Source organism: Phocoenobacter uteri (assembly GCF_900454895.1).
In the GTDB taxonomy this organism is placed as follows: domain Bacteria; phylum Pseudomonadota; class Gammaproteobacteria; order Enterobacterales; family Pasteurellaceae; genus Phocoenobacter; species Phocoenobacter uteri.
Genome location: NZ_UGTA01000001.1, coordinates 1,477,501 through 1,494,775, shown reverse-complemented (window position 1 = coordinate 1,494,775; position 17,275 = coordinate 1,477,501). Strand labels below are relative to the sequence as shown.

Genomic DNA, 17,275 nt, shown 5'->3' with positions numbered 1-17,275 from the left:
GTACGCCCTTACATTCTAAATATATTCAAGAAACTCAATTAGTTAATTGTATTTTCTTCTTTTGCTTCTTCTGCTGCCATTTCAGCTTGTTGGCTTTCTAAGTAATCCATAAATAAAGCATCAAAGTTTACAGGAGAAAGGTTAAGAGCTGGGAATGTACCACGATTTACAAGGCTTGAAATAAGTTCTCTTGCGTAAGGGTATAAAATATTAGGGCAGTGAGCGGCTAAACAATGTGCAAGTTGCACACCTTCAAGACCACTAATTGTGAATACACCGGCTTGTTTCACTTCACAGATGAAAGCAACGTCCTTTGACTCTTTCATTGTAGTTTGAACATTAAGGTGTAACGTTACTTCGTAAAGGTTTTCCGCTAATTCTCTGGTTTCTGTGTCTAACTCAAAACCTAATTCAGGTTCCCACTCTTGTTGAAAAATGGTAGGAAGATTTGGTGCTTCAAACGAAACGTCTTTTACATAGATACGTTGAATTTGAAGATCAAAGGTTTGCTCTTCTTTTTGTTCTTCTGTTGCTACTTGATTTTCTTCAGACATAGTCGTTCCTTATTTGTTAATAATGGGATTATTTGTGTTTTTTAATTAAAGGTAACTTCTCAGCGTGCCAGCCACTGATACCATCTTTTAAAACGTAAACTTTTTCAAAACCTTGTTTAGTTAATAATGCTGCACTCGCATTTGATGTCATACCGTTTGTATCAACTAAAATAACTGGGCGTGCTTTGTATTTTTCAATATAGTGAATGTTTTTACCTTTAATATCCGAAGGTAAAACATGTAAACTATCAATAATATGCCCATGTTTAAATTCATCGTCGGTGCGTAAATCAAAAACAACGCCTTCTTCTTTATTGATTAAGCGAGTTGTTTCAGCATTATTGATGATTTTAAACTTACTGGTTAAGCCTTGATAAATATTCATTACTAATGCGATTAGTAATGCAAACCAAGCAATGACCATAACAGTATGGTTTGAGGTGAATTGTTGAATTTCTTGAATTAATGTTGAATCCATAACTTCTCTCTGTAATTATAAAAAAACGGCTACTTTTAGTAAATTTTTCTCTAAAAGTAACCGCTTGTTAAAACGTAAGATTATCGTCTTAATGTTTTAGAGAATTAGCCTTGTTGCTTATTCATTACTTCGTCAAATGACTGAGCTGTTTCAGTTACTTGTGCTTTTGCAAGAACAGCTTCAACTGCTTGCTCTTCTAAAACTACGTTACGTACGTTATCTGTTAATTGTTTGTTTTTCGCATAGTATTCGATAACTTCTGCTGGATCTTCATAAGCTGATGCTAAATCTGCAATAGTTTGTTTTACTTTTTCTTCGTCAACTTTAATTTCGTTTGATGAAATTACTGCTGAGAATAATAAGCCAACTTGAACACGGCGTTTAGCTTGCTCTGTGAATAATTCTGCTGGAAGTTGAGCTGCAACTTCTGGGTTTCCACCAAATTGTTGTGCTGCTTGTTTACGTAATACTTCGATTTCTTCTTCAACTGCTGATTGTGGAACTTCAATTTCGTTTTCAGCTAATAAACCGTCAATTACTTGAGTTTTTACTTTTGCAATAACGGCATTTTTAAGTTCACGTTCCATATTACGTTTGATTTCTTCACGTAAGTCAGCAACTGTTTTAGTTTTACCAAAACGTTGAACGAATTCATCGTTGATTTCTGGTAATTCCATTACTTCTACTTTTTTCAAAGTGATTGCGAATTTTGCCGCTTTACCTTTTAAGTTTTCTGCGTGGTATTCTTCTGGGAAAGTTACATCGATAACGAATTCTTCACCTGCTTTGTGACCAACGATACCATCTTCAAAACCTGGAATCATTTGACCTTGACCCATTGCTAATGCGAAATCTGATGCTTTACCGCCTTCAAATTCTTCACCATCAATAGAACCAACAAAGTCGATTGTTACACGGTCGTCAGCTTTTGCTGCTTCTGCTGTTTCAGCAAAAGTTGCTTGCTGTTTGCGTAATACTTCAATCATTTTATCAATGTCAGCATCTGAAATTTCAGTTACTGGTTTTTCAACTTTGATATTTTCTAAGCCTTTTAATTCAACTTCTGGGTAAACTTCGAAAGTTGCAGAGAACGTGAAATCTTTACCAATTTCGTAGTTTTCTGGCGTGAATGTTGGGCGACCTGCGATGTTTACTTTTTCGCTGATGATTACATCAAAGAATGCACGTTGCATATTGTCAGATAAGATATCTTGACGAACAGATGCACCGTAGCGTTGTTCTAAAATTGCGTGTGGAACTTTACCTTTACGGAAGCCATCAATGCGTGCATTTTTAGCAACACCTTTTAATTCTTGACGATAAGCTGCTTCAATTTTATCAGCAGGTACAGTAATTGTTACACGGCGTTCTAAGCCTTGAGTTGTTTCGATTGAAAATGACATTAAATTTAACCTCTGTCGGTATGTTAGAAAATGGATAAATAGGTGGTAATTGTAACGATCCCAAGCTTTAATGTCTAGGAATAAAATAACAACAGTATATTTTTAAAGCAAAAAAATAGGGCTATTTGTAGCCCTATTTAATATGTTGAGATCTTAGCCCACAGTCCAAAGTGCAATCGCCAATAATTGTGGCAACATTATGCGTAAGAACATCACCAATGGATAAACCGTTGCATAAGATAATGCTGATGCACCGCTTTCTTCTTTAATTGCGTTTGCAAAGGCTAATGCTGGTGGATCAGTCATTGAACCAGCTAACAGTCCGCAAATGGTTAAGTAGTTCACTTTACCATAAATACGAGCGATACAGCCTGTTACGATAAGTGGAATGAATGTAATTAGCACACCAAAACCAATCCACGACATCCCTTCGCTACTTAATAGTGTTTCAAGGAAATGTCCGCCTGATTTTAATCCAACGACGGCCAAGAAAAGCACGATACCAATTTCACGCAGTGCAAGGTTAGCACTTGGTGGCATAAACCAGTAAAGTTTACCAATGCTTCCGATACGAGCCAAGATCAAGGCAACCACTAATGGACCACCTGCTAAGCCGAGTTTTAATGCGACAGGGAAACCTGGAATATAAAGTGGAATTGAACCAAGTAACACCCCAAGACCAATACCGATAAAAATTGGTAGCATCTGAACCTGTTGTAATTTTTGTTGGGCATTTCCGATAATTGCCATAACGGTTTTGATATCATCTTCACGTCCCACTAAATTTAACACATCCCCAAATTGTAAGGTCATTTCACCGTTTGGTACTAGTTCCACACCAGCACGGTTTAAACGAGAAATAATGACATCATATTTACCTTTTAGCATTAAATGACGTAATTTTTTCCCGAAGATTTTTTCATTGGTGACCACAGCTCGCTCTGAACGATAATGTGTACCTTTGGTAGAAAGTGACATTTCAGCTTCTTCACCTAAAATAAGTTTCATTTTTTGTAAAGTTGCTGATTCACCTACAAGATGAAGCACATCGCCAATCAGTAATTTTGTATCTGCTTTTGGTACGAACAACTCTTCTCCGCCGCGTTTAAGGCGAGAATAGACAACATCGTGGAGTTCAAAATCAGGGATTTCTTTTAAGGCTAAACCTTGTAAATTTGGATTCGTTAAGCGAACATTTAGTGAGCTTAATCCTGTTTTTTTCGTATTTTGGTTTTTGTCGAAGTCATCCGCTTCTTTATCGACATTGATACCAAAAATAATACGTACTAGCCACATCGCTAATAGAATACCGACGATACCAAAAGGATAAGCAATTGCGTACGCCATCCCCATAACTTCGGTATCACCGCCTAATTCTGCTAAAATTTGTTGTCCTGCCCCCAATGATGGTGTGTTGGTTACTGCACCAGAGAATACCCCTAAAATAACAGGAAGTGGTACATCAAATAGTTTGTGTAACAACACTACTAATACGCCACTTAGTGCGACAATTAGAAAAGCAAAACCATTTAATTTTAAGCCAGAATGGCGAAGAGAAGAGAAGAATCCTGGACCAACTTGAATACCGATAGTATAAACGAAGAGAATAAGACCGAATTCTTGTACGAAATGTAGTGTATGTTTATCTAAATGTAATCCGTATTGTTGCATAAAGTGTGCAACAAAAAGCCCACCGAATAATACACCCCCAATGCCGAGTCCAACCCCTCGGACTTTAAAATTACCAATCCATAGTCCTAAAACAGCAACTAAAGAAAGGATACTTACCGTGATTGCAATTTCACTCATTAGTTTCCCCTACGGATAAAATGTTAAAACTAGAGCAAGTGTAACAAAAATCAGTATAAAAAAATTAGATCTACCGCAAAAAATAGAATATTCATTATGAGTTTTACATTTTTGCAATAAAAAAGCGGTCATATTTTCATAAGTTTTTACAAAAAACTAACAAAATATGACCGTTTCAAAAAATATTTTTATAAATTAGAATTTATAGTTTAGGTTTAATCCTACTAAATTTACGTGAGCACGAGATTTAACGTCTAAACCGCCTGCTGTTGTCCCTTCTGTAAAGTTATTTTTATGCCCATAAACATACGCATAACCAAAATCAGTGGTTAAGTTAGGGGTAACTTGATAAGTTGCTCCCACACTATACCAAGTTCTGTTGGTATCAGGAATAGCGATTGATGGCATCGTTCTACTTGCACTTTGCTCATAAGCAACACCTGTACGTAAGGTTAAATTATCCATTGCTTTATAAGTTAAACCAATCGCATAACGGTTTGAATCAGAGAATTTCTCATCTTTGTATAAAAGCTCTTCACCTTTGCTTCCTTTCGCTAGTAACTCTTTAAATACACTCCATTGCGTATGTTTCCAGCTATATTGTAATGCAAGTTGCTCCGTTAATTGATGATAAGCTGATAACTCCCAGAATGCTGGCAATGTGACAGATAATTTTGCTGCTTTATTTTTGCCATTCGTTGCTGGTTTTAAGCCTGCAATTTGAGGTAATGGAACATTGTTTAATGCTGTTGGTAATTCATTAGAAAAATCACCTTTAAAATCTAGTTTTACAGCAGAGTGGTAAGCTAAACCAAAACGATGATTTTCATTTAAGTTATATGAAAGTCCTGCGTTCCAACCATAGCCCCAAGTATTTCCTTCAAGATGTTTGATTTTTGTTGTTGCAGGTGTATTCGCAGCGATCCCCGCGACTTTTCCTAATAACTGTGCTTTTTGTTTATCTTCTTCTTTTGGAGATTGTTGTAACTGTTGTTGAGCTTGCTTTAATTTTCCAGAAAGTGCTTTTGGAATGACGCCCGCATAGCGATCTAATTCTGCTTCAGCGTAAACAGCATTCAAACCTAAACCGAAACTAAAACCGTGTCCTAATTTCATTGCACCACTGAAATTGAAGTTCCCACTGCTTAAGCTAGTCATACCACCTAACCATCCTGCAGCGTAATTTTTACTGAACTCTGTTTTTAAACCGTAATTGACGTTCATTCCACCACCAACGCTGAAACGATCGTTTACAGGTGCGACGAAATAAAAATTAGGTACGATAGCATTTGGGACAATATTCTTATTAGAAGCATCGGTATCGTTGGCTAGTTCACCGTTAATATTTACTTTAGCGGCAATATAGATACCCCCAGCAGAAAGCTGTGCACGAGAGAATTCTGTCATTAACGCAGGGTTAGTCGCAACAACAGACGCATTTTCTGCGATTGCAGCTGTACCAGCAAATGAAGTACCTAAGCCTGAAGTTGAGATTTCAGCAAGTTGAAAACCAGCGGCAAAGGTGTTTGTTGCTGATAAGGTAAGTATTGCGGCGAGTGATAATTTCGTCACTTTTTTCATAATTTATATTTTCCTTTAAAATAGTAAGCGGTAATATTTTTACCGGTTTTTACAAATTTAAATACGGGTTGAGTTTCAAGTGGTGCGATACTAAGGGGCAAAAGTAAATTTTGCAATGCTATTTCAACATTTATGTAACTGTTCAGACCACTTACTATGCTATTTGAATAAAAATAAATCGTTGATTTCTCATTGCAACAAAAACAATAAATCAGTAAACTTTATGCCGTTATAAATTCTAACTATCAAAGAGGTAAAAAAATGTCAGAGTGTCAAGCAGAAGAAAGCAAAGTGTGTTGTTGTGTTGATGTGGGTACAGTGATTGATGGCGAAGATCGTAGCGTTGATTTTAGCCAAGTGTACGAAACAAAAGCACGTGCCGAAGAAGCCCTTGCGTATTTAACTGATAAAGCAAGACAGGCGGAATCTGATCCTTGTGTGATTAAAAGTGAAATCAAACAAGTTGAAAATGGTTATGAATTATGTGCTGATTTTGAATTTAGTTGCCAAGCAGAAGCAATGATTTTCCAATTATCTACTCGTTAATCGAAAATCAACACATTATCATTTCATTTATCTATTTTCTTACTAGCCAAACGCCACTTTCAACGTGGTCTGTGTAAGGGAATTGATCAAACAAAGCACATCGCTCAATGCGGTGTGTTTTGCTAAGTTGCTCTAAGTTTTCACAAAGTGTTTGTGGATTACACGAAATATACAAAATGCGATCATAGGTTTGCACCAAATTTAAGGTGTCTTGATCTAATCCTGCACGAGGTGGATCGACAAAGATTGTGTTACATTCATAATCCGATAATTCAATCCCTTTCAAACGATTAAATTTACGCACGCCATTTAACGCTTGAGTAAACTCTTCTGCTGACATACGGATAATTTGTAAATTATCAATGTTATTCTGTTCAATATTATATTGTGCCGATGCTACTGAAGATTTTGAGATTTCCGTTGCTAAAACCTTTCTAAATTGGCTTGCCAAAGCAATAGAAAAATTCCCATTACCACAGTAAAGCTCTAGTAAATCGCCTTCGCTGTTAGCGGTGCAACTTCTTGCCCACTCTAACATTTTGATATTCATTTTTGCGTTAGGTTGAGTGAAACTATTTTCCACTTGGCGGTAAATATACTCTTTACCATCAACGGTTAATTTTTCTTCCACATAATCACGATCAACAATGATTTTTTGTTTTGTTGCTCGCCCAACTAATTGAATATTAAAGCCTTTTTCAATTAAGTTTTGTTTAAGGATTTGAGCTTGCTCTGTCCAAGCGTCATCAAGTTTTTTATGATAAAGCATTGAAACCACAATTTGTCCACTTAATGACGTTAAATAATCCACTTGGAAAAGTTTGTGTCTTAACAGTTCGTTAAAGCGAATTTCATCAAGCAACACCACCATTATTTGATTTAATAATTTACTCGCAATTGGGAATTGATCCACACGATAACGTTGTTTAGTTTGTTGATTGAACATGACGTGATACAGGTCATCGTCATTGTGCCAAATACGAAATTCTGCACGCATACGGAAATGTTCAGGCTCAGACTCAAAAGTTTCAAGGGAAGGAGCATTAAAAGGGGCAAATAAAGCGGTTAAATTTTCCACTTTTTTTGCAAATAATTGTGGATATTGTTCAACGGGTAATGTCATAAATACTCTATAAATATAAAAACAAAAGGGGATTTCTCCCCTTAGTGTATCGTTTATTCTGATAAATCATCAACATCGTTGCCAAGATTGTCGGCAAGAGTGTATAAACGTTTTGTTTGACTAATTTTAGTACGGTATTTAACCCATACTCTTTCTAATGGCGTTGTTGCCTGTCTTTCAGCTTTAATCATTGCAACAAACTGTATCTCTTCTTCTGTTACAGGCTCTCTTTCGCCTTTTTCTAATGCAAGGCAAGCTTGACCAAATTGCTCTAAAAGTTGAGATTCACGAATAGTGTAATCGCCGTGACGAGAAAAACCTCTCGGATAATTTTTATTATCAAAAAAACGACGGGTTGAACTAAAACTCTCTGCCATATTTTCTCCTAATTTACTGTTCTAAAAAATAAGGGGGGCATTAAAGCAACTTTTAAAAATAAGTCAATTATTTTTTGTGAAAATCGCCTTTATTTCTGCATAAAATTAGTTTGTTTCTTGTTGAACTTCTTTTTCAGGATAATAAAGTGACCCTTTCACGCCACAAGCAGTTAACGTGAGACTTGCGAATATCGCAATAATGAACCATTTTTTCATAGTAACCTTAATCTTAAATTTTAAAAAATATTGATGAATTTTACCCAAGATATGCCATAATTTCCATCATTATATATAAGAAAATATATTTTGAGGAAATTGATGAAAATTGGAGTTTTATTAGTAAATTTAGGCACGCCAGATGAACCTACACCAGTTGCAGTAAAAAAGTATTTAAAAGAATTTTTAAGCGATCCGCGAGTGATTGACCTTCCAAGATTAAGTTGGCTACCGATTTTAAATGGTATTGTATTGCCACGCCGTAGCCCAAAAGTGGCGAAGCTTTATCAAGAAATTTGGACAGAACAAGGTTCACCACTTCTTGCAATTTCACGCCAACAGCAGCAAGCAATTCAGCACTATTTTGATGAAAAAGGTAAGGATGTCATTGTTGAATTGGGAATGACTTACGGTAATCCTTCAATTAGCGAGGCAGTGAGCCGCTTTACAGCACAATGTGTTGATAAAATTATTGTATTACCTCTCTATCCACAATACAGCAGCACAACTACAGCTCCTGTTTTTGATGCTTTTGCACACGCTTTAAAGAGGCATAAAAGAGTGTGTCAGTTTGAGTTTATCCATAGCTATCACGATCATCCTTTGTATATTAACGCACTAGCGGAGTCAGTTCAGTTACAGAAAAATGAGCATTTGCTTTTTTCTTTTCACGGCATTCCAGAGCGTTATCAAACGGAAGGGGATTTTTATGCAAAACACTGTCGAGAAACAGCACAATTAGTTGCACAACAATTAGGTTTGAAGGAAAGTGATTGGACTCTGAGTTTTCAATCTCGTTTTGGAAAAGAAGAATGGTTGAAGCCTTATACGGATCATATTTTAGAAAACTATCCGCAACAAGATATTGAAAATATTGCTGTGATTTGTGCGGGATTTTCGGTAGATTGTTTAGAAACCTTAGAAGAAATCGCCGTAGAAAATAAAGAAATTTTTTGCAAAAATGGTGGAAAATCTTACCGCTATATTCCTGCCCTTAATGCTAGTCAGGCTCATATCGAACTTTTAACGACTTTGATTGATAACAGGTGTTAGAATGACGTTTAAAAAACCTTTAATTTATCTTTGAAATTAAAGGTTTTTTCTATTTTATACAGCTTTAGATTGAATTTTATTCATTTTTTATATACGACGAAATACTTGCATTTTTCTTACAAAAAAACCTTACTTTTTTTGCTGATAAGACCAGTCGGCTAAGCGGTTTATTTTTATATATAATTCGCAAAATTCTTAGTGACATAGAATTTGTAAGGAAATCTGAATGAATTCATCATTCAACAATCATCACTTAATTTCTCTTTTCTTTCTTGGGGTTATCTCTTCACCTTTAACGGCTCAGGCTGTTGAGAGTGATCCGCTTGATCAAGAATTACAAAGATTAAAAAACGAAGCACAATTAACAGAAAGCGAAAAACAAATTGAAAAAGCACGGCAATTTTTGTCTGTGAATACACCATCTCATCTCCAAAAAGTGGTAGAAGATCCGCAGGGACAAGGCTATCCCATTCGTCGTATTAGCGTGGATTTGGCGGGGCAAGATATTGGATTAGATTTTCAACCTGTGATTGCTCGTTATCAAGATAAATCATTAACTAAATCGCAAATTTTAACCTTAGTAAAAGAGTTGACAGAGGTACTGTATTCAAAAGGATACAGCACCAGTGCCATTGGTTTAAAAGATAAAAATATTGCCGATGGGCATTTGAAATTTATCGTACATTGGGGCTGGGTAAAAGGCTTTTTAGTGAATGGTCAGTCAGCGAATACTTTTAAAGATCGTGCGATGTTAAGTACTTTACCAACCTTAACGCAACAACCGTTAAGCGTATTTGATATCGATCAGATCGTTGAAATCACCAATGGTGTGAATAAATCTGCCCAAGTAAAAGTGATACCAAGTGATGAGGTTGCAAAATCTTATTTGAATGTTGAAACAGCACGAAACTCATTACCTCGTTTCTCATTAGGTTTTAATAATTCAGGAGCGGGAAATAATGCAAATGGACGTAATCAGTTGACGACAACGGTGTCTGCCAGTGATTTATTGGGTATCAATGATAGCTGGTCATTTTCAACGGGCTATCGTCTTTATGACAAAAGTAAGCAGAATAATCAGCATAACTATACCTTAAATTATAGTCAGCCATTCGGTTTTTATACCTTGGATTTAAAACTCTCTCATTCCGATTTTGATAAGGCATTGCAAGGTCGAAATGGAACTTACAGCAATGAAGGAAAAACGCAAACCGCAAATCTAAAATTATCACGTATTTTGGTACGAGATAGAGACAGTATGTTAACGGCTTATGGCGAGCTGGAGTTCAAGAAAAAGAAAAATTATGTGGTAAATCGTTTAACCAATGATCATCTTTATAGCAAATTGGATTTGGGATTATCGCATTTAACAACACTTTGGGGCGGTAAGTTACACAGTGATATTCATTTGAGTCAGGGGCTACATTGGTTTGGTTCAAAGCCAACGGCTTACCTTAATAATAAAGATAGAAATTTGCAATTATTGGCTGGAAGTGTGAATTGGCATAAGGCGTTTGTATGGAGTCGCCCGCTTAATTATCAGCTTAGAATTGCGGGGCAATATAGTAAATTAGGTTTACTCTCCGATAATCAATTTAGTATCGGTGATGAATATACCGTACGCGGTTTTAAAGGAGGCGTTGCCTCAGGTGAGCGAGGATTCTATGTATCGCAAACCCTTTCAATGCCTTTTTATCCGCAAAAGAATTATTTGTCCACGATCTCGCCTTTTATTGGGTTAGATTGGGGGCAAACACACCAGAAAGCATTGAAACAGCATAATAAATTGATGGGCTTGGCATTGGGATTTAAAGCACAAGCAAAGAATATTTCATTATCTGTAACTTATGCAAAACCATTAAGCAACACTTTAAAGGATCATTCGGATCGTGGTGGTGTTGTGTATTTTAACAGTTCAGTTCATTTTTAAGTAAGGAAAAATAATTATGAACAAAAATAGATATAAATTAATTTTTAGTAAAGCGAAAGCATGTTTAGTGCCAGTGGCGGAAAATATTAAATCTGCGGTAAATAATGGTTCATCTGATCGTGATCCTTCTAGTGATGGGGAAGAAGATGAGCCCCGATTTAAAATTGCTCCACTTGCTCAGTTGATTAAGGTGACATTAAAAATGTTACCAGTGATCGTCATAGGTACGGCGTCAGTGAATGCAATGGCTAACGGAAAATCGCTAGATGGCGTTGAGGTTGGTTCAACACAAACACAGGTGAGAAATGCGGATAATGGCAGACTGATTGTGGATATTGCAAAACCTGAAAGCGATGGTATTTCTGATAACCGTTTTAATGAATTTAATGTGAAAAATGGGGCGGTATTTAATAACAGTGCCACAGGTGGGAATTCTCATTTAGCAGGACATCTTGAAGCAAATAAATTATTAGCAGGCAATGAAGCAAAAGCGATTTTAAACCAAGTGACAGGAACAAATCCAACCCTTTTACAAGGTGGGTTAGAAGTCTTTGGGGGCAAAGCGGATTTATTAGTCGTCAACCCAAATGGCGTAACGGTGAATGGTGTGCAAACCTATAATACGGATCGTTTTGTTGTTTCTACCAGTGACGTGATTGATCCAACCAAAGGATTAAAACTGAATGTGGATCGCGGTGAGGTGATCATTGGTAAAGATGGGATCAACACCGATGGTTTACAATATTTAGATATTGTTGCCAAAAAAATTCAGCAAAAAGGGGCGATTAAAAATAGTCAGCCAAACAGTGAAGCAACCACAAAAATTAGCTTAGTTGCGGGTTCATCAGACTATGATGTGAAAACAGGGCAAATTCAGTCTAAAAATAAGATCACGAATGAGGTGTTAATCAGTGGTGATGAAGCGGGGGCAATGCACGGTAAACATATTCGTTTTGTCACGACGGATTCAGGTGCGGGCGTAAGACATAATGGAATTATTTTATCTGAAAGTGATCTTGATATTACAACAGAAAGAGGCGATGTAACCTTAAATAAAAGCACAGCGAAAAAAAATCTAAATATCAACAAAGCCAAAGCGGTTCATATCAATAATGATACCAATGCACAAGCGGTCAAATTACAAGCAGAATTTGCAAATGTGAATGGCAAGGCACATCTTAGTGGTAATCATATTGAGTTAGATGCAACGGTGATTAGTTTAAATGATCAATCGAAAGTATCTGCTTCAACCATTAACGCGAAAGCAAAATTATTAGCGGTGAAGAAAGATGCTAAGGTTCTTGGTAAAAACGTCAATCTTAAAAGTGATTATCTTGAAAACAAAGGGACGGTTTATGCTCGCAATGCAGATTTAGATACTACTCAGCTTTATAATAATGGCGTTATTTTGGCAGAACGATCGTTAAAAATTCAAACGAAAGGGCTTGATAGTAAAAGAAAAACGAACGGATACAATAACAGCGGTCGAATTTTAAGTAATGAGAGTGCTGAATTGATTTTCAAGGATGGAACAGATTTTGATGGAAGTGTGCATAAACTCATTGAAGCAAAAAATGATCTAGAAATTACGTCCGCAGGTTTTAACATTGATAAAAAATCCGAAGTGAAAACAGGGGCAAATCTAAAAGTTTATAGTAAAAACTTTACAAACAAAGGGTTAATCACCAGTGCGAAAACGTTAAAAGTTTCTGCAAATAGCATTCAAAATGAAGGCGTGCTTGGTGCAAAAGATTTAGTTAGTTTGATATCACAAACAAATATTACTAATGGTCAAAAAGCCACGATTCATTCGGATGGTCGTCTCTATTTAGAAGCTGAAAATGCAGTGCATAATAGCGGTGAAATTCTGGCTAAGGATAAAATTACTGTTTCTGCGGTGAAACTTGTTAATGAAACGAAATTAGCGGGTGGCGTTACCACGCAAAAAAACCTATTAAAAAGCACACATACTGATAATGGCTCATTCCAATATGATGTTTATACAGCAGAAATTGATGTACCTGAATTGAAAAATAATGTAAGTGTTGCCAGTGTGGGACGAATTTCAGGCGAGTCTGACTTTGAATTTATCCAAAAAGAAACTACTGGATCACACAACGATGCGGGGATCTTTAATTCTGGCGTATTTAATATTCAAGGCGAAGTGAAAAACAGTGGTACAAAGCAAATTGTAAATGAAGCGAATGCACAGCAATTTGATGTGATCTATGATTACTTAAAACACCAAGCAAAAGTAAAAATTGCTTTCTCACCAAGATCAACGGCATTTAATACAGGATTAAGTGGTCAATCGGTTTTGGAAAAAGAGAATTTATACAGCTTATTTGAAGAATTATTGGAAAATGAATATCCAGAACAATTAAAAACGAGCATTTACTATGCACGTAGTATTGAAGTGTTTAAAACCTTGAAAAATATTCAATCAAATGATTTCCAAAAAGTGATGACCCTTGTTTTTGGACAAAATTGGGATAAACAAAGCTATGGCGATTTGAAAAAGGCGTGGCAAGGCTTTAATGCAAAAGGTGGTCACAAACTTCATTTCAATGCCGAAGGAAATACCGCAAAATTCTTAGCAGATAAAATCACTGGCGAAGCGGATTTGCTTAGAAATGGAAAATATGCTGAAAAAGGGAAAGCTCAAAAGAATATCTTGATTGGTAAGCATAAAATTGCTTTACCTGAGGTAGAATTTGACACAGTGAAAAGTCAGATTGAAGAAGAGATGGACATCGATCTTTCAGTGTTTATGGAATTATTAAATAATTCTCATCTTTTTATCACACATTCAGATAAAAAAGATCCAAAGATCGCTTCGCAACTAGAATTAAACGAGCAAGCTCTCGCATTATTACCTGAAACAGAAGAAGAAAAACGTCAACGTATTCTTGATGAAAAACGTCGTAAATCCCAAGAGTTGGAAGAGCGTCAAGCCAAAGAAAAAGCACAGCGTAAACATCAAGAGTTGATGGAGCAACAACAAAAAGCACGTCAGAAAAAATTAGATGATTTATATGCAAGCATTGCAAAAGAAAAAAATAGTGAGAAAAAACGTCAATTACAGCACGAATTGGAAGATTTCCAAGTAGAAGAAAAAGCACGCCGTAAAAAAGAAGAAGCAGAGCGTAAACGTATTCAAGAATATGAAAATCGTTTACTAGAAGCTCGTAAGCGTTTAATTGAATTAGAAAACAAGCGTAAAGCTGAAAATAATTCAAAAGGCGATGTAAAAATCGAGCTTGAAGCTGTTGATAAAACACGTTTAGATTATTTAAGTAAAGAGGGCTATGTTGGAGCGGGTTATTTCTTATCAAAAATGCTCAAAGAATCACAAAAAGCCAAAGTGATTGGCGATGAATTCCTTGAACATCAGCTGATTACACGAATGATCGAGAAAAAAGTCGATAATCATTTAGCCCTAAAATATGATGTTTCTCAAAAAGAACTTGTGAAAAAATTGATTGATAATGCGTATTACAATGCAAAATCATTGAATTTACAAGTCGGGGAAGCCTTAACCAAAGAGCAACAAGCGAAACTTGACGAAGATATTATTTGGTATGTGAGAACCAGAGTACAGGGACAAGATGTGTACGTTCCTCAGGTTTATTTAACTCAAAAAACCTTAGCTGATGCGAAAGAGTTTAAAGGGTTAGGTAATGCTCTAATTCAAGCTCGTGAACTCCGCCTTAAAACACAAAATACCCAAAATAGCGGGACGATTTTAGGTAAAAAACTCGATATTGAGGCCAAAAATAAAATCAAAAATAAAGGGGATATTTTAGGTGAAGAATCTTCTCGTTTGAAAGGATTAGAAGGGATTGAAACACAAGGCACAGTGATTGTAAAAGGTGACGGCAGTACCGAAGTACGCAAAGCAAATATTCAATCAAAAGGACACCTTCATCTTGAAACGAAACAAGATAAAAATATCGATGTGATTGCCTCAAATGTGAAAGGCGAGAGCGGTTATATTAAAGCCAAAGATTTGAATCTTAAAGATACGTATAAAACGGAAAGTTCACGAGAAGAAAGGGATATTCTTTCAAAACTTTCTGGTAAACGTATTGGCGGAGAATCAAAAGAACATGCTAGCGTGAAATCGGAAGGGTCAAAGGCAGAATTTGATCATTTACATTTAGCAATTAAAGGCGATCTGAATCAAACTGGTAGTGACATTAAAACTAATCGCATTACAGGTATTGTTCAAGGGGATTACAATGCGAAAGCAGGTAAGAATATTGAACATAGTGAGCGTAAAGAAGATGTGTTGCAGTTAGAAATTAACCTTTCTGGCAGTGCTGCTGGACATCGTGCAGGTTTAACGATCAATGAAAAAGATGGCGTAACAGGTAAAGTTTCACAAAATGATGGATTCGGATTAAATTCTGGCATTGGTTTGACTTTTTCTAAGGAAAGAGAAAAACGCACAGAATTGACACATCGTAATAGTGAACTCTCTGCGAAAAGCGGTAAATTGCATATTCAAGGATCAGCGGAGATTGGCGGTATTGACATTAACGCTTCACAAACGCCATCAGATACATCGCTAAATGATCAAAAAGCGTTGGAGCAGAGCGATCAAAAAATTGCAAAAAATGAAAAAAATATGACCGCTTCTAACTCAAAAAAAGTAAATATCAAAAAACTTTCAGAGGCAGAAATCAACGGATTGATGGCGGAAAAAGGGCAAAATTTCTTTGAAAATCAAAAACAGCATAGAGCGGAGCAAGAAAGAAAAGGCTTTAATATTGTTGCGAAGAAAATTACATCGAATAAACAGAAAGATGTATTGGAAGAATCATCATCGAAAACGGTATTGAAAATTGGTACGGAATCAGAAGCACATTCTTCTTTTGGCGATGTTGCAAATTCTCTTTCAAGAACAATTACAGATACCCATAAAGGGCTTAAACAAGATGGTACAGCAATACTACAAGCAGGCAGTGACATATTAAATCTGATTACTGGCGATGTTGTGGGCGGTAGCTCAAAAAATAAAGTGGAGATTTCTCATTCTAAAAAACATAGCACGCAACAATCAGATATTCGTAGCAAAATTGGAGGGAATACCACACTTTCTTCTCACTCAGATATTGATCTTAAAAATGTAGAAAGTGATAAAAATAGCAAATTAACCTTGAAAGCCAAAGGTAGTGTGAATTTGAAAGCGGGCGAAACACAACGTGCTGAAACAGAATCAAGCTTCACAATTAAAAGCTCAGCAGGAACAAGCATAAACTGTGGCGTACAATCAGATGGTTGTGGCGTAGGGATTAGCGGAAGTTTTAGCGAAAGTTATGAGAAAACAACTAGTAATTCAAAAACACATACCAATACGCAATTAAATGCTAAGCAATTACGCATTGAAACCGAAAAAGATCTTAATCTTAAAGGGGCAAATGTGGATACGAACAAGCTTACTTTAAATGTTAAGGGTAAGACTAATATTGAGTCTGTACAAGATAAAGTGAGAAAAGACACTTTATCAGCAAAAGTCAATTTAGGTATTGGTGGCTCGGTCACAACGGCATTAACGGTTAAACCAAGTGTGAGTGGTGGCGTTACCATTGGTTTTGAAGGCGAAGAAAGCAAGAAAGTGGCACAGCAGTCAGGGATTAAAGCAAATCAAATTACGGGTAATTTGAATGATTTGACATTGAAAGGCGGTTACCTTGTGAATAAGGGCGATCAATCAAAATTAAATGTGAAAGGTGCAGTACACAGCGAAGAAATCAACGATTCTTACCATAAAGATGGTGGTGAGTTAGGTATCAGTGCTGGGGCAAATTCACAAGGATTATCAAAATTTAATGTGAGTGGCGGGCGTGCTGAGCAAGAGCATTATAAAGCAACTCAACACTCAACATTAACCAATGTAAAGAGTGAAAAAGGTGTGCAAGGTAAGGTAAATCAAGATTTATCTCAATCTAAAACTATTGAGCGTAATGAAAAAGTGGCTAAAACAGGCTTTACTTTTGAAACGCTTGAAATTAAAGGATTAGTAGAAAAGTCTCCGAAACAAAATGAGACTTCTAAGCAAGATGATGCCCAAGAAGAACACATTTATGAAGAGATTAAAGATAACTTGATGGCAAACCGCCCATTACCTCCGATTCCTGAGGCAAAAGTACAAAATAAAGAGGCAACAGAAGAGCCTATTTATGAAAGTATCAAGTAAGTT

General features: G+C 36.2%; 12 protein-coding genes. 4 read left to right on the top strand and 8 right to left on the bottom strand.

What is annotated here, in order from left to right; all coding sequences use genetic code 11:
• Positions 1–38: 38 nt before the first annotated feature.
• The 5 genes from secB to DYE60_RS06800 all read right to left on the bottom strand — a co-directional run bounded on the left by secB (position 39) and on the right by DYE60_RS06800 (position 5,825).
• Positions 39–554 carry a protein-export chaperone SecB gene (gene secB, locus DYE60_RS06820; protein WP_115315882.1) on the bottom strand — a complete coding sequence of 172 codons (516 nt, stop codon included), beginning with the start codon at positions 552–554 and terminating at the stop codon, positions 39–41.
• Between the two features lie 28 nt (positions 555–582).
• Positions 583–1,032, bottom strand: a complete 450-nt coding sequence (locus DYE60_RS06815; protein WP_115315881.1) for a rhodanese-like domain-containing protein — start codon at positions 1,030–1,032, stop codon at positions 583–585.
• A gap of 104 nt (positions 1,033–1,136) precedes the next feature.
• Positions 1,137–2,435: a trigger factor gene (gene tig / locus DYE60_RS06810; RefSeq protein ID WP_115315880.1), complete on the bottom strand. Its 1,299-nt coding sequence runs from the start codon at positions 2,433–2,435 to the stop codon at positions 1,137–1,139.
• Positions 2,436–2,588: 153 nt separating this feature from the next.
• The gene (locus DYE60_RS06805; protein WP_115315879.1) at positions 2,589–4,244 is read right to left on the bottom strand and encodes a putative transporter; all 1,656 of its coding nucleotides are present in this window, start codon (positions 4,242–4,244) and stop codon (positions 2,589–2,591) included.
• 195 nt (positions 4,245–4,439) lie between these two features.
• On the bottom strand, positions 4,440–5,825 hold the full coding sequence (locus tag DYE60_RS06800; RefSeq protein WP_115315878.1) for an outer membrane protein transport protein: 1,386 nt from the start codon (positions 5,823–5,825) through the stop codon (positions 4,440–4,442).
• A gap of 261 nt (positions 5,826–6,086) precedes the next feature.
• Here DYE60_RS06800 and DYE60_RS06795 point away from each other — a divergent pair, with 261 nt between their 5' ends.
• On the top strand, positions 6,087–6,371 hold the full coding sequence (locus tag DYE60_RS06795) for a YfcZ/YiiS family protein (protein WP_115315877.1): 285 nt from the start codon (positions 6,087–6,089) through the stop codon (positions 6,369–6,371).
• Positions 6,372–6,402: 31 nt separating this feature from the next.
• Here DYE60_RS06795 and trmA read toward each other — a convergent pair whose 3' ends face one another.
• From trmA to lptM, 3 genes are all read right to left on the bottom strand, one after another.
• The gene (gene trmA, locus DYE60_RS06790; RefSeq protein ID WP_115315876.1) at positions 6,403–7,494 is read right to left on the bottom strand and encodes a tRNA (uridine(54)-C5)-methyltransferase TrmA; all 1,092 of its coding nucleotides are present in this window, start codon (positions 7,492–7,494) and stop codon (positions 6,403–6,405) included.
• A 53-nt stretch (positions 7,495–7,547) separates the two neighbouring features.
• Entirely contained in the window at positions 7,548–7,871 is a 324-nt protein-coding gene (locus DYE60_RS06785) for a MaoP family protein (protein ID WP_115315875.1), read from the bottom strand.
• 105 nt (positions 7,872–7,976) lie between these two features.
• Entirely contained in the window at positions 7,977–8,087 is a 111-nt protein-coding gene (lptM, locus tag DYE60_RS06780) for an LPS translocon maturation chaperone LptM (RefSeq protein WP_115315874.1), read from the bottom strand.
• A gap of 102 nt (positions 8,088–8,189) precedes the next feature.
• Between lptM and hemH the strand changes: the two genes are divergently transcribed.
• The 3 genes from hemH to DYE60_RS06765 all read left to right on the top strand — a co-directional run bounded on the left by hemH (position 8,190) and on the right by DYE60_RS06765 (position 17,272).
• On the top strand, positions 8,190–9,140 hold the full coding sequence (gene hemH, locus DYE60_RS06775) for a ferrochelatase (protein WP_115315873.1): 951 nt from the start codon (positions 8,190–8,192) through the stop codon (positions 9,138–9,140).
• Positions 9,141–9,366: 226 nt separating this feature from the next.
• A complete protein-coding gene (locus tag DYE60_RS06770) occupies positions 9,367–11,070 on the top strand; it encodes a ShlB/FhaC/HecB family hemolysin secretion/activation protein (RefSeq protein ID WP_115315872.1) in 1,704 nt (567 codons plus the stop codon).
• A gap of 16 nt (positions 11,071–11,086) precedes the next feature.
• The gene (locus tag DYE60_RS06765; protein ID WP_115315871.1) at positions 11,087–17,272 is read left to right on the top strand and encodes a two-partner secretion domain-containing protein; all 6,186 of its coding nucleotides are present in this window, start codon (positions 11,087–11,089) and stop codon (positions 17,270–17,272) included.
• The last annotated feature ends 3 nt before the right edge of the window (positions 17,273–17,275 follow it).

Excerpts from the sequence above, each read along its gene's own strand:
- DYE60_RS06800 (WP_115315878.1), bottom strand. The coding sequence starts at position 5,825 with ATGAAAAAAGTGACGAAATTATCACTCGCCGCAATACTTACCTTATCA.
- DYE60_RS06815 (WP_115315881.1), bottom strand. The coding sequence starts at position 1,032 with ATGGATTCAACATTAATTCAAGAAATTCAACAATTCACCTCAAACCAT.
- lptM (WP_115315874.1), bottom strand. The coding sequence starts at position 8,087 with ATGAAAAAATGGTTCATTATTGCGATATTCGCAAGTCTCACGTTAACT.
- DYE60_RS06795 (WP_115315877.1), top strand. The coding sequence starts at position 6,087 with ATGTCAGAGTGTCAAGCAGAAGAAAGCAAAGTGTGTTGTTGTGTTGAT.
- secB (WP_115315882.1), bottom strand. The coding sequence starts at position 554 with ATGTCTGAAGAAAATCAAGTAGCAACAGAAGAACAAAAAGAAGAGCAA.
- DYE60_RS06765 (WP_115315871.1), top strand. The coding sequence starts at position 11,087 with ATGAACAAAAATAGATATAAATTAATTTTTAGTAAAGCGAAAGCATGT.
- trmA (WP_115315876.1), bottom strand. The coding sequence starts at position 7,494 with ATGACATTACCCGTTGAACAATATCCACAATTATTTGCAAAAAAAGTG.
- tig (WP_115315880.1), bottom strand. The coding sequence starts at position 2,435 with ATGTCATTTTCAATCGAAACAACTCAAGGCTTAGAACGCCGTGTAACA.
- DYE60_RS06770 (WP_115315872.1), top strand. The coding sequence starts at position 9,367 with ATGAATTCATCATTCAACAATCATCACTTAATTTCTCTTTTCTTTCTT.
- hemH (WP_115315873.1), top strand. The coding sequence starts at position 8,190 with ATGAAAATTGGAGTTTTATTAGTAAATTTAGGCACGCCAGATGAACCT.
- DYE60_RS06805 (WP_115315879.1), bottom strand. The coding sequence starts at position 4,244 with ATGAGTGAAATTGCAATCACGGTAAGTATCCTTTCTTTAGTTGCTGTT.
- DYE60_RS06785 (WP_115315875.1), bottom strand. The coding sequence starts at position 7,871 with ATGGCAGAGAGTTTTAGTTCAACCCGTCGTTTTTTTGATAATAAAAAT.